General features: G+C 63.9%; 10 protein-coding genes. 4 read left to right on the forward strand and 6 right to left on the reverse strand.

Annotated features, from left to right (window positions below):
• The first annotated feature begins 497 nt into the window (after positions 1-497).
• Positions 498-3,014, forward strand: a complete 2,517-nt coding sequence (locus C7451_RS14810) for a TonB-dependent receptor domain-containing protein (protein WP_110299744.1) — start codon at positions 498-500, stop codon at positions 3,012-3,014.
• A 67-nt stretch (positions 3,015-3,081) separates the two neighbouring features.
• Here the strand turns inward: C7451_RS14810 and C7451_RS14815 are convergent, their stop codons facing one another.
• Complete coding sequence (locus C7451_RS14815; RefSeq protein WP_167398568.1) at positions 3,082-4,728, reverse strand: PAS domain-containing protein; 1,647 nt, start codon at positions 4,726-4,728, stop codon at positions 3,082-3,084.
• A gap of 520 nt (positions 4,729-5,248) precedes the next feature.
• Between C7451_RS14815 and C7451_RS14820 the strand changes: the two genes are divergently transcribed.
• Complete coding sequence (locus C7451_RS14820) at positions 5,249-6,484, forward strand: hypothetical protein (RefSeq protein WP_146215384.1); 1,236 nt, start codon at positions 5,249-5,251, stop codon at positions 6,482-6,484.
• 56 nt (positions 6,485-6,540) lie between these two features.
• Here the strand turns inward: C7451_RS14820 and C7451_RS14825 are convergent, their stop codons facing one another.
• From C7451_RS14825 to tgt, 4 genes are all read right to left on the reverse strand, one after another.
• Positions 6,541-6,987 (reverse strand): hypothetical protein, encoded by a 447-nt coding sequence (locus C7451_RS14825; RefSeq protein WP_110299747.1) that lies wholly within the window; start codon positions 6,985-6,987, stop codon positions 6,541-6,543.
• A gap of 95 nt (positions 6,988-7,082) precedes the next feature.
• Positions 7,083-8,279, reverse strand: coding sequence for an exo-beta-N-acetylmuramidase NamZ family protein (locus C7451_RS14830; RefSeq protein ID WP_110299748.1), 1,197 nt, complete (start codon positions 8,277-8,279; stop codon positions 7,083-7,085).
• A 32-nt stretch (positions 8,280-8,311) separates the two neighbouring features.
• On the reverse strand, positions 8,312-8,839 hold the full coding sequence (locus C7451_RS14835; protein WP_146215385.1) for a DOMON-like domain-containing protein: 528 nt from the start codon (positions 8,837-8,839) through the stop codon (positions 8,312-8,314).
• A gap of 74 nt (positions 8,840-8,913) precedes the next feature.
• Positions 8,914-10,056, reverse strand: a complete 1,143-nt coding sequence (gene tgt, locus C7451_RS14840) for a tRNA guanosine(34) transglycosylase Tgt (protein WP_110299750.1) — start codon at positions 10,054-10,056, stop codon at positions 8,914-8,916.
• 120 nt (positions 10,057-10,176) lie between these two features.
• Between tgt and C7451_RS14845 the strand changes: the two genes are divergently transcribed.
• A complete protein-coding gene (locus tag C7451_RS14845; RefSeq protein WP_110299751.1) occupies positions 10,177-10,524 on the forward strand; it encodes a BufA1 family periplasmic bufferin-type metallophore in 348 nt (115 codons plus the stop codon).
• A gap of 4 nt (positions 10,525-10,528) precedes the next feature.
• On the opposite strand, the gene C7451_RS14850 is transcribed toward C7451_RS14845, so the two are convergent.
• Positions 10,529-12,268 carry a DUF885 domain-containing protein gene (locus C7451_RS14850; protein WP_110299752.1) on the reverse strand — a complete coding sequence of 580 codons (1,740 nt, stop codon included), beginning with the start codon at positions 12,266-12,268 and terminating at the stop codon, positions 10,529-10,531.
• A gap of 156 nt (positions 12,269-12,424) precedes the next feature.
• Here C7451_RS14850 and C7451_RS14855 point away from each other — a divergent pair, with 156 nt between their 5' ends.
• Positions 12,425-13,681: an MFS transporter gene (locus C7451_RS14855; protein ID WP_110299809.1), complete on the forward strand. Its 1,257-nt coding sequence runs from the start codon at positions 12,425-12,427 to the stop codon at positions 13,679-13,681.
• Positions 13,682-13,717 lie beyond the last annotated feature (36 nt).

Here is a 13,717-nt window from a genome sequence, read left to right on the forward strand (position 1 = left end):
CTGCGCGCGTACCGGGCTGTCGGCCAGCAACCCAACCTGCCCTGGGGCTTGCTCATCATGGGCAAGCCGCCATCGCAAATCGGAACCGTGACGTCTCCCCACGGTAAGGCCTGGCATCGCTCCGGTCCCTCTGCGGCATTCAAGGCGGGATGGTCCCTGTCATTCGCCCTGTGCGTCCGCGACCAGCCTCCCGCGCGAACCTAATGCGAATCACGATATCGCTTCCGAATCAGCATGGCGCTTACCCCTTTTTTCGGGGGTCTCGAGGCGCAAGAGGGCCCATCCGGCGCGCCTATGACGTCATAATTTCAATTTATGTCGTAAATCTCCTTGCCAAAAATTACAATGATTCCAAAGCCTTGAATGGAAACTCCTCAAATTTGAAGTCAACACAAAATTTACCAACTCCCCATAGCCGTTCGATTATCGGGGCTTGGGAGCAGCCCCGCAATGGGTTGCCAGCGTGAGGGCGCTGGTTCGAGCAGGGGAAACACATCATGTCCAAGACAGCATTGCTGCTGGTTACATCCTATTTCGCATTGGCCGCACCCGCATGGGCCGCCACGGAATCCGCAGCCGCATCAGACAGCGCGACAGCCGAGGCGGTCGAGGCCGATGCCGGGCAGCAGGATTCCGGCACGGCCGCCAAGCCCCCGCAGGAGATGTTCTCCACCGGCGTCGCCAAGGGTCGCGACCGGCTTGACAGTGCCACCTCGACGAGTGCGCTGCGCGGAGACGATATCACGCTGCTCGGCCCGCGTCCGATCGGCGAGGTATTGCGCACCATGGCGGGCCTGCGCGTCGCCACCAGCATCGGCGAAGGCAACAACAACTATACCGTGCGCGGCCTTCCGCTTGCCGCCGGTGGCTCCAAGTACATGCAGATCCAGGAAGACGGCCTGCCGCTGCTGGAGTTCGCCGACCTGTTCAACGTGGGCGCCGATGTCTATCTGCGCAACGACCTGACCGTAAACGCCATCGAGACGATCCGCGGCGGCTCGGCCTCGACCTTCGCGTCGAATTCGCCGGGCGGGCTGATCAACATCCTGTCGCGCACCGGCGATGTCGAAGGCGGCTCCGTTCAATTGACCACCGGGATCGACTTCGACACAAAGCGCGTCGATTTCACCTATGGCGGCCGACTGGGCGAGAACACCCGCTTCCATATCGGCGGCTTCTATCGCCAGGGCGAAGGCCCGCGCAACAACGGGTTCGACGGCTGGAAGGGCGGCCAGGTCAAGTTCAACATCACCCGCGAGTTCGAGAACGGCTATGTCCGCCTGTATCTCAAGTATCTCGATGACCGCTCGCCGACCTTCGCACCCTATTTCGCCAACATTACCGGTACCAACGCCAATCCGCGCATCCGTAGCTTCCCGGGCTTCGACCTGCGCGACGACACCATCCTGTCCTCCTTCCTTGGCCCGGTGATCACGCTGGACCAGAACAACCAGCCTGCCGCCTTCCCGGTCGCCACCGGCCAGAGCGCCGAATCCAAGTCGATCGGGATTGAGGCCCAGTTCGAAGTGGCCGGCTGGACGATCACCGAACGCATGCGCTATGCCGCCAATGGCGGCGATTTCAGCCGCGGCTTTCCCAACACCGCCAATACCGTGTCGGCGTTTGCGGCTGGCCAAGGCGGGGTCGGCGCGTTTGCGCGCTATGCCAATGGACCGCTGGCAGGCCAGCTGATTGATCCCAATGCCATGATCAACGGCAACGGCCTGCTGTCGCTCTACTTCTTCTCGTTCGTGCGTGCGCGCTCACTCGACAATTTCACCAACGACATCCGCGCCTCGAAGGTGTGGGAACTGCCCGACGGCAAGCTGACCACCACGGTCGGTGCCTATCTGGCAACCCAGGACCTCAACACCACCTGGCTTCACACCGCGATGAACATCGATGCCAATGGCAACAATGGCACTGCCCAGGTCGACATCTTCAACGCGGCAGGTCAGCCGCAGACGCTCAATGGCTATTTCGCCTTTGCCCGCGCGACCAGCCTGTTCCGCCGCGCGTTCGACGTGAACTACAAGGTCTTCGCGCCTTACGGATCGGTCAACTACCAGTTCGGCAAGATCGCGATCGGCGGAAGCCTGCGCTACGATACCGGCCAGGTGCGCGGTTCGCTGGTCGGCGCAGATCTCAACAATGGCAGTGTCGGCCTGATCACGCAGGACATCAACAGCGATGGCGTGATCAACCCGGCAGAGCGGCGGGTCGCCTTCCTTCCGTTCGACCGGTCTGCACCCGTCAACTACAATTACGGCTATCTCAGCTATTCGGCAGGGATCAACTATCGCGCGGCAGAACCGTTCTCGCTGTTCGCACGCTATAGCAAGGGCGCCCGCGCCAATGCCGACAAGGTGCTGTTCACCCCGCTGATCAACAATGCCGATGGCTCGATCCGCAGCCGGACGGACGAGCAGGACAATGTGAAGCAGCTCGAAGGCGGCTTCAAGTTCCGCAAGGACGGCCTGACGTTCAACGCCACGGCGTTCCGTGTCACGGCGGCCGACCATAATGTGATCAACGGCGCGGCCAACCGCACCGACCGCCGCTATCGTGCGACTGGTGTCGAGATGGAGGGCGGCGTCCACAAGGGTCCGTTCAGCCTGATGATCGGCGCAACCTATACCAAGGCAAAGATTACCCGCGACCTGCTCGATCCGACACTGACCGGCAAGGAACCGCGCCACCAGCCCGACTGGACCTTCTTTGCCACACCTTCGGTCGATCTTGGCCGGGCCGTCATCGGTGCCAGCATCGTCGGTGTGACCAAGAGCTTCTCGCAGGATTCGAACCTGCTGGTCATGCCCGGCTTCACCACGGTCGACCTGTTCGGCCATGTCAAGCTGTTCAATGGCGGCAGCCTGCAGATCAATGCGAATAACGTGTTCAACACGCTGGGCATTTTCGAGGTGAACCAGGCCAGCGTTCCGGCCAATGGCATCGGCTTTGCCCGGGCAATCAACGGACGGACGGTCTCCGCCTCGCTGCGCTTCGACTTCTGACGCCCGGCTGGGGGGCTAGCCTGGTGCGCTCAGGCGCTGTCGGCATCGCCGGCGGCGCCTGATTGCATTACTGGACGATGCCCTGCCCTTCTGCCAATCGCGGCAGAAACAGGGTCATCGCGGTGCCCTTGCCCGGCTCGCTCTCGATCGCAAGGCCGCCGCCCGACTGGTGGGTGAAGCCATGCACCATCGACACGCCAAGGCCAGTGCCCTTGCCGGGCTGCTTGGTGGTGAAAAAGGGTTCGGCAACGCGTGCAAGCACTTCGGGCGTCATCCCGCTGCCATTGTCGATCACGCTGATCGCGGCATAATCGCCATCGGCCAGTTCGCATCCCACCACATCCCCAGGCACACGGATCATGCGCGCGACGATGCAGATCGACCCGCCATCGGGCATGGCATCGCGCGCATTGATGACAAGATTGAGCAGGGCAGACTGGAGCTGCGCGGCATCGGCCATGATTGCCCCGCACTGACCGTCATTTTCGATCGTCACGCTGATGCCCGAGCCTGCGGAAACGTGCAGCAGCGGCTCCAGTTCGGCGAGAAAGGTCGCAACATCGATCCGTTCCGGATCGAGCCGCTGCTGCCTGGCAAAGGCCAGAAGCTGCTTGACCAGCCCGGTGCCGCGCATGGCCGCATTGGTGCTCATGTCGACCAGCTTGAGCGCATCGGGATCGTCGATCCGGCGTCCGATCAGTGCCAAGCCGCTCAGCACGGCGGCGAGGATATTGTTGAAATCATGAGCAACGCCAGCGACCAGCCGCCCCATCGCCTCCATCTTCTGGCTGCGTATGAGGGCGTCCTGCGTCGCCTCGCGGCGGGCGATCTCGTCGGTCAGCTGGGCGTTCGCCTCGTGCAGCGCAGCGGTGCGCCGGGCCACCGTCATCTCCAGATCATCAGCGAGTGCGCGCAGCGCCCGTTCTGCCTGAACCCGTTCCTCGATCACCGTGCCCGAAGGGATCAGCCCTGCAATCTGGCCGGTGGCATCGCGCAGCGGAGCGAGCTGGAAATCGATCGTCACCAGCGCGTCGCCGAGTTGCACGGGCACGTCGTAGCGCACCACCTGCCCGGTCCCCGCCGACGCGACCGCCGCTTTGAGCCGATCCTGCACTGCCGTGTCATAAGACCACCATGGCGCGTCCCAGAACGGCCTGCCAACCACGTCGGCAAGCGCCAGCCCGGCAGCCTCCAGCGGGGCGCGGTTGGCATAATCCACATGCCCGTCAAGCGTGAGCACACCCACAAAGGCGAACAGCTGGTCGAGCACGCGGCGCAGCTGGTCCTCGCTTTCGCGCAGTTCGCGATCCTGCCTCCGTTGCTCGGTCACATCCTCGCAGATGATGCCGATACCGGTAACCTCGCCAGTGTCGGCAAAGATGGGATAGAATTGCTCGCGCCACTCGCGGATCTGGCCGGGATAGGCCAGTGTCGTGCCGGTAATCGCAACATCGCGCAGCGGTTCCCCGCTCTCGATCACCCTGAGCAGGATGGGTTCGGCGGTCGCGCGCAGATCGGGCACCAGGTCCCACACCTTCCTGCCGACATGCGCTTCGGGCGGAACGCCGTTCATGTCGGCCAGCGCCGGGTTCACCCGGACGAACCGGAGCTCCCGATCGACGAGACCCAGGCCCAGCGGCGCACGGGCATACAGCGCATCCAGCTCCGCAGCGCTGGTCGCGTCCTCGATACGCAATGGCTGGATATCGCCCATGAGATGCTCCCGCTGCATTCAATCGCCAAACGGCCGCAACTTTGAAAACGGCAGCGCTGCTCACGCCTCAGCCGGTTTATCCGTCCAGCTTGCTTGACGTCCAATGAAATATGCGTCTCGTTTGCAGAAATCGCAGACAATCCTCGCCAGACCGGCCCTGATTTATTGCTATATGTTAACTGACCCCACCGATTTGGGGATTGACCGGTCGTCTGATGTTCAGCGCATGCGCGCGAGGGCCCGGATCAACTGACGCAACCAGCCTTGCGGAACTGCGAGTCCCTTCATGCCTTAGCGGCTGCGCCAGCCGTCCTTCGGCATGTACCCGGTTGCAAAGCGCGCGGGGACTGACCTGCAAACACCCTCGTCAAACCTTGTCTTGCTGTCAGCCGTGCAGGCTTGCAGAAATGGTCGATGGATTGGCTGATCTCGCTTCTCGGACGATGTGCATTCTTCAACGCGGGCATCTTGACGCCGCGCTGGGATTGCCGCCTTTGGAACTCAGTCCGACGGAGGAATGATGAACATTTTCAGATGGTTTTTCGGCGCCGCTCTTGCCGTTCTGCTCGCAGGTCCGGCTGGGGCCCAGCTGACGATGCCCGATGGCACGGTGGTTGCCCTCGAGGACCTGCGAACCGCCGACCAGGCCTGTGCTTCCGGGTCGGATCAAGCGTGTCTTGTGGCGGGAATGGCGGCACGCCATGCAGCGTGGCAGCCGATGGATATCGACAGGGCGGCGGCCGCCTTTGCCCGGGCATGCAGGGCGGGGCTTGGCATGGGCTGCCTTGGTGAGGCGGAGATTGCCGCTGCACGCAGCGGCGCGCGCCGGGACCTGAAGCTTGCAGCGGACCGCTGGGCCAGAGCGAACACCCTTTTTTCCGCCGCTTGCGAGAAGAACCTGGCCATCGGCTGCCATAATCTGGCGGACATGCTGGCGACCAATGCGACAATGATCGACAAGCCTCGGGCGGTGACTCTCCTTGCCAAGGCCTGTTTCGACCTTAGGCATGGCGCATCCTGCGTCGCTGGCGCGGCGCTCACCGAACCTTCCGTATCGCCGGTTCATGATCCGGCGCTCGCCATGCGGTTTGCCGCTGCCATCGATCCGGCACTGGACGCCGAATGCAGGCAGCAGCGCCCGGGCGCCTGCGCGCAACTGGCACTATGGCTTGATGGCCGTCCGCAACCGAAGGACAGCGCGCGCATTGCGGCGCTGGCGGACAGCGCCTGCAGTGCGGGTGCGGGCGCGGGCTGCTCGCTTGCGGCAAGTCTGGTCCGGCGCGAAGACTCCAGCGCCGAGGGCTGGGACCGTCAGATAGCCTATCTCGACAAGGCTTGCGGCACCCGATTTGCCCGCTGCGCCGAGTTGGCCGAGGCGATGCGGGAGCATCCCCCGATCCGGACGATCGACACCGGCCTGCTGTTCCTTGCGGACATCAAGGCGTGCCTTGGCGGCATGCAGGAGCATTGCTGGCGACTGTACGAACCTGCGGCCCGGCTGAATGCAACCGAGCTGGCCCAGCTGGTCGAGACGTTCGATCAGGCCTGCCTCAAACTGCTTCGACCCAGCGCCGAACTGTGCGCTTCAGCCGCAAGCAATCATCTTGAGCGCGCCGAGGCCCTGGCGGCCGGTGCGGCATCGGACCGCGAGGAGGCAAGGCGGCTGTATCGGCGTGCGCTGGAACTGCCGGAAGATGCAGACGATAATCCCACTGCGCACAGCGAAGCCCGAGCCTATCTCGATGCCGGAAACTGAGCGCTATCCCGTCACGATCGCGTCAGCCGCATCTGGCGGCCGCGCGGCGGGTTGGCCTAGCCGAACCTGCGGCGCAGCGTCTTTTCGGGGGTATGCGCGGCCTTTGCGGCCATGCGGGTCGGCGTCAGTTCGTCGTCCATGGCCAGAAGCCACGCCTCGGCCTCGTCTATATCGGTGAAGAACCGTGCGCTACGCCCTTCGCTTGCCCGGACAAGCTGCTTGCGCGCGAGCGAGAGGGAAAACACGAAGGCGAGCTTGCGCGAGCGATAGCGGGGATTGGCCAATACCGAGCCAAAGGCCTGCACGATCTCCTGCGGCTGGATCTTCATGTCGCGAACATCCACCAGGGTGACATGCGCGTGCGGGCCGCAGGTCAGCTGTTCATGGGCCGCATCGCGGGCCGCAACATAGCGCTCCACATCGGCCGCCTCGAAAAAGCCGGCCAGATAATGCCGAACGAGGTTGGTTACCGGATCGGCCTGAACTGTGAAGATTGCCCCCATAACGGCGGATTAGCGCGAGTCTGTGAAAAAATAGTAACCGCAAACCTATCAACATTTGGGGCTTGTCGGCCCCAGTCGCGCAAGCGCCGTTCGTGTCAGTAGAGGCCGAACGACCCGATCCCATCCCAGGCTGTTTCGTCCGGACGCGTGATCGCGTCCAGATCGCCCGGCTCGGCCGCTGCATCATCCACCCATTCGCGCAGCAGCGGGCCGCCGTTGATCACGTCGATGGCGAGCTTGCCGATTTCATATTCATACGGGAAGTCGCGCCAGAGCGGGTAATCGGGCCAGAGCGCGCGGATTGCCTTGAACGCCAGGGCCTGAACACGCCAGGGACGGAAAGCCTGATGGTCGTAGAAGCGCCCCTCGGCATGGATATGCACGCCATGGCAGAGCTCGCCGACATGCTTGTGGAAAGTCGGCTCGAACCAGATTTCGCGCAGGGCGCATCCGGCCAGCCATTCGGGCGCCAGTTCGCGCATCCTGGCAATCACGTGGCGCGCGTTGATGTCCGGCGCTCCGAAGATCTCGAGCGGACGGGTGGTGCCCCTGCCCTCGCTCAGCGTCGTGCCTTCCAGCATCACCGTGCCGGCATAGGCGCGCGCCATGTTCACATTGGGCGCATTGGGGCTGGGGTTGATCCACAGGCGATCCGACGGCCAGCCGAAGCCCGGCGCGGTTTCGGGCTGCCAGCCCTGCATCGCGACAACCCCGTAATCGACATCCAGTCCGTAGTGGCGGATGAACCAGTGCCCCATCTCGCCCAGTGTCAGACCATGGCGCATCGGCATCGGCCCAGCGCCGACAAAGCTCTCCCACCCCTCGCGCAGCGTCAGGCCTTCGACCGGACGCCCGGCAGGATTGGGGCGATCGAGCACCCATACGGATTTGCCCTGCGCCGCCGCTGCCTCCAGAATGTACAGCAGTGTAGTGACAAATGTGTAGATACGGCACCCCAGGTCCTGCAGGTCGATCAGGATCACATCGAAACTGTCCATCATCGCCTGGGTTGGGCGCCGCACTTCGCCATAGAGGCTGAACACCGGAATGCCGAGAACCGGATCGATGAAATCCGGGCTTTCGACCATATTGTCCTGCTTGTCGCCGCGCAGGCCGTGCTGCGGACCGAAAGCGGCCGTAAGCGTGATATCGTCCAGCGCAGCCAGGGCATCGAGCGAGTGGGCAAGGTCTGCCGTCAGCGAGGCGGGGTGCGCCAGCAGTGCGACGCGTCGCCCTTTCAGCGGTGCGCGCAGATCAGGCTCTGCCAGAAGTCGATCGATACCGAAAAGCATATGGGCCCTCGCTGCAACAGGATGCGCGCTGTTTAGCCAAGCTGCGCGGCAAAACAATCGGGGTGATGAAAATCGGGCTTTCCTGGCGGATGGGCAAGCGACCAGTAGGATTTGCTGCCGTCGCGCGCCTCGATCACGGCAGTGATGGCCAGCCGCCAGGGCGGAGCACCGATCTGCGACGCGAGTCCGCTCAGGCCGAGCGTGACGGCCGAGAGGCCCGCAGCGTCCGTCATGATCTGCGGCTCTTCTTCCATCGCCATGTCGCGCATCCCGGCACGATAGGCATCGAAGGCATAGGCTGCCCAGGCGCCCGATCTGGCAAGGTTGAATTCGGCATAGCCGGGCGTCGTGGGAGAGGCGACGAAAGCCTCGAGGCAGCTGTGCTGCCACAGGCCATCCGTGCGGCCCGAACCGCTGTCGTGCCAGCGGATCAGGCATTCGGGATCATCGACATGATAGTCGATGCGCAATCGGCTCTGCGCGTCCATCGACCAGCCGACCGAAAGGCCGACCCCTGGGGGCGGCGGAAAATCGTCATGAGGGACAAGCGCGTGTATCATGTGCCCCGGTGTCGCGCCTGCACGGGTGCAATTCAAGCCTGCTCGTCCCCCAGACATCACCGGCCGCGCAAGCGCTAGCCCTGCCTGGCGTAATAGCGCGCGCGAAAATCGTTGCCGAACTGCGCCATCCGCCCCTCGCCGATCGCTGCGCGCATGGCCGCCATCAGGTCCTGGTAGAAGCGCAGATTATGCTCGGTCATCAGCATCGCGCCCAGCATCTCGCCCGACTTGACCAGATGGTGAAGATAGGCTCGGCTGAACCGGGTGCAGGCGGTGCAACCGCACGCCTCGTCCAACGGCCCCTGATCCTCGGCGTGCCTGGCGTTGCGGATGTTGACTGGCCCGTCCCAGGTGAACGCCTGGCCGTTGCGCCCCGATCGTGTCGGCAGCACGCAATCGAACATGTCGACACCGCGCTCGACCGCGCCGACCAGATCGTCGGGCTTGCCCACGCCCATCAGATAGCGCGGACGGTCCTCGGGCAGCTGGCCGGGCGCATAATCGAGCACGCCGAACATCGCCTCCTGCCCCTCGCCCACCGCAAGCCCGCCGATGGCATAACCGTCAAAGCCGATCTCGCGCAGCGCATCGGCGGATTGCTGGCGCAGCTGCTCGTCGAGCGAGCCCTGCTGGATGCCGAACAGGGCCGCGCGCTGCGCATGCTCACCGCCGCTGTCGAAGCCCTCGCGGGAGCGGCGTGCCCAGCGCATCGAGCGTTCCATTGCCGCCGCCTGGACATCACGCGTCGCGGTCGCGGGAACCAGCTCGTCGAACGCCATGACGATATCCGATCCGAGCAGCCGCTGGATTTCCATCGAACGCTCGGGGCTCAGCATGTGCTTCGAACCATCCAGATGGCTGCGGAACGCGACTCCCTCTTCGGTCACCTTGGTCAGCGCCGACAGGCTCATCACCTGATAACCCCCGCTGTCCGTCAGGATTGGGCGCGGCCAGTCCATGAATTTGTGCAGCCCGCCCAGCCGCGCGACGCGCTCGGCGCCGGGGCGCAGCATCAGGTGATAGGTATTGCCCAGGATGATGTCCGCGCCCAGTTCGCGAACCTCGGCAGGCTTCATGCCCTTGACCGTCGCAGCGGTGCCGACCGGCATGAAGGCGGGCGTGCGGATCGTGCCGCGCTTCATGGCAAGTTCGCCGAGCCGCGCCTTGCCGTCGCGCGCGGTCACGGAGAAGGCGAATCTGGGAGAAGTCTCGGTCATGGCGGCGCGCTCTAGCGGCTTTGGCGACCGGGGGCAAAGGGTGAAGCCTGCGGGGTTTGACGATTCGCGCGCCTTGTGTCAGCCATAAGCAAGGACGCAACCCACCAGAAAGCCCCGCCCATGTCGCACAATCCCCGCCTTGCTGCGCTCGCTTCCGCACTGATCGCTGCCGCATCGATGGCCGCCTGTTCATCGGAAAAGCCGGCAGAGGCAGAGACCGAGCAGACCAGCACCAAGGCCATTGACAAGGCCGCGACCGAACTTGCCGCGCAGGAAAAATGCTATGGCATTGCGCTGGCGAAGCAGAATGACTGCGCTGCAGGACCCGGCACCAGCTGCGCGGGCACTTCCAGCGTGGATTACCAGGGCAATGCCTGGAAGTTCACAGAGGCGGGCGAGTGCGAAAAGATGGGCGGATCGCTGACCGAGGTCACGGACAACGATCCTCCGGCTCCGCTCAAGGGCTGAGCGCTCAAAATATCGCCTTGGGCGTCTTCTCCTCCATCATCGCTGCACGCACCATCGGCACCGGCGGGCCGCCATAGGACAGGAAGGCATCGTGGAACGCCTTCCACGCCTCGCGCCCGCCCTTGCCCGCCGTCCAGTCGGCGCGCAGCTTGCGGATCATCAGCTTGCCGAGCGTATAGTTGAGATAGCCCGGGTCATAGGTGCCTCGCAGCGCCTGTTGCCGGGCATTACCCTCGTCGACATAGCACTGGTCGCGGAACAGCGCGATCGACTGGTCGACGGTCATGCCGCCGGTGTGCAGACCGATGGCCGAGAGATACCGGCAGTTGCGCAGCAGCGCGTTGGCGAGCTGGCCGACATGCACTTCGGGATCGCCCTGGCCGAGCCCTGCCTCCCACATCATCTCTTCGGTATAATGCGCCCAGCCCTCGGCATAGGCATAGCCGACGAACAGCCGGCCGAAGAACGACTTGGCGCGGTTGGCGTGGAGGAAGTTGAGGAAATGGCCCGGCCACACCTCGTGCACGCTGGTGAACAAGAGGTCCTTTTTCGGCGGAATATATTCGGCCTGGACTTGCGGAGCCCATGACGGGTCGGGCGGCGAGATATAATAGACCGACGGCAGGCCTTTCTCGTACGGCCCTGGAATATCGATATAGGCCGAATTCTGACGGTTGTACGGCGGCGATTCCTCGACCTTGGCTTCCTCGGTGCCGGGAATCGAGACCAGATCCTTGTCGACCAGGAAGGCGCGCAATTCGGGCAGCTGCCGCCGCGCCTCGGCCACCGGGCCATCCTCGGGCTTGTCCTTGGCGAGCTTGGCCATGCAATCGGGCATGGTCGCGCCTGGCGCGAATTGCGCGCAGGCGGTGGCCAGCGCCTGCTGGTTGCGCTTGAGGTCCGCCTCGCCGATCGCCTTCAGCTCGGCAAGTGGCAGGTCGACCATCTCGGTATCGGCCAGCATCTGCGAGAACAGTTGCGGGCCGATGGCATAGCCGACCTTTGAGGTCGCCTTCTCGGCCTTGAGCCAGTCGGCCAGCCCCTGCATCGCCTTGCTCGCCTCGGCCGTTGCGGCCTCCAGCTCCTGCTTGACGGCCGCATCTTCGACCTGGGCAAAAGCGGCGCGCGCATCGCCTGTGAAGAAGGTGGCATAGCCGCCGAACGCATTGACGCCATAATCGATGGCATAGGGGTCGAGCGGCGATCTGAGGTTCGCCCTGATCTGCTCGGCCGCCTTCGGCACGGCACGCGCATAGGCGATGAACGCCCTGGCCCGCGTCGTCACATCGGCATAGGGCCGCGTCACATAGACCGACGGATCGAGCGTGCCGGTGTAGAAAGCCGGGTTGCGGTGTGGCCAGTCGGCCGATTTGAGCCAGAACAGCTTGCCCTTGACCACCGCGATCAGATAGCCACGCTCGAATTTCTGCGCATCGTCGAGCTTGCCTGCGTCCATGGCCTGCGCATCGACCAGCGTCTTCTCGAGAAACGCGATCTGATCCGCCAGCCCTTCCTCCGACCAGTCGGGCAGCTTGCCGTCAAATTCGTGCCGCCCCTGATAGACCGCAAAATCGGGATTGCGCGGAAAATAGCCGGTCAGGAACCCGTCGAGAAACTTGCCCCAATCGCTGGCGGTATCGATGCCGGTGCTTTGTGCTGAAGGATCGGACGGAATCTCGCCGCTGCAAGACACCGTCAGCGCCGCCAGGGAACAGGCGGCAAGGATGCGTTTGGCAAAAAGCATAAGGCGACCTCATTGGATTCTCGGTTGTACCCTTGCTGACACCTCGCCACGCGGTTGGAAAGAGGCATTTTTTTCGTCTGCGCAGGACATCTGCCGCATGGCGCACCCAAGGTCATCTTGCTTGCCGGACGGGAAACCCTGGCCTACCGGAGCGGCATGGATTCTGCTGCCGCCCCTCACCCGTTCACCATCCCCAATTATCGCGCCTATTGGCTGACGCGGCTCGCGTCGATGCTCGCGCTCTATTCGATGATGCTGATCGTTGGCTGGCAGGCCTATAACATCGCGCGCGAGACGATGGACATCGCTTCGAGCTCTGCGCGGCTGGGAATGATCGGGCTGCTGCAGTTCGCGCCGCTGTTCGTGCTCACTCCGCTGGTCGGCTGGATCGCGGACCGCATGGACCGGCGCTTCGTTGCGCGGACCGTGCTGTTCTGTCAGGCCGCGATCGCAGCGACCCTCGCCTGGACCACCGCGCATGGCCTGATCAGCCTGCCAATCCTCTATGCCATCGCGGCACTGCTGGGCACTGCTCGCGCCTTTCTTGGCCCTTCGCTCAGCGCGCTGGCGCCCAATCTGGTGCCCAAGGCCTCGCTCCCCACCGCGATCGCACTGTCCTCGATCGCCTGGCAATCGGGCATGCTGATCGGCCCCGCTATGGCCGGGCCGCTTTACGCGATCCGGGCTGATCTTCCGTATATCGTCAGCGCGTGTCTCTATGCGCTGGCTGGCCTTGCCATGCTGACCGTGGGACCCGTGCCGCGCACCATCATGGACAAGGGCAAGGGGCCGATCGCGCAGATCATCGACGGCATGGCCTATGTCGGCCAGAACAAACTTGTGCTGGGCGTCATCACGCTCGATCTTTTCGCGGTGTTCCTCGCCGGATCGACGGCGCTGCTGCCGGTCTTTGCCCGCGACATATTGCAGGTCGGCGAACAGGGGCTGTCGCTGCTGGCCTCGTCGCCCGCCGCAGGTGCCGCGCTGGTCGCGTTCATCTTCTCGTTCCGGCCGATCCGCGCCAATGTCGGCAACAAGATGCTGATCAGCGTGCTGCTGTTCGGCCTGGTCACGGTGATCTTCGGCTTCAGCCGCATTCTCGTCGTCTCGATGGCATGCCTGTTCGTCGCGGGCGCGGCCGACATGTTCAGCGTCTATGTCCGCCAGTCGCTGATCCAGCTCAACACCCCTGACGACAAGCGTGGCCGCGTTTCCGCCGTGTCGCTGCTCACCGTTTCCGCCTCGAACGAACTGGGCGATGCCTTTTCGGGCATGCTGGCCTGGCTGATCGGCCCCGTGGCGGCGGTTGTGGCGGGCGGTGGCGGCGCTATATTGATCACAGCGCTCTGGTCCCGCCTGTTTCCGCAGATCGGTGCCGCGCGCAGCTTCGATCCTGCCGAGGAAGAAGCCTGATCCCATCGCCAGCGCCATATGCAACGGCGCGCTCAG

Source organism: Blastomonas natatoria, assembly GCF_003201955.1.
In the GTDB taxonomy this organism is placed as follows: domain Bacteria; phylum Pseudomonadota; class Alphaproteobacteria; order Sphingomonadales; family Sphingomonadaceae; genus Blastomonas; species Blastomonas natatoria.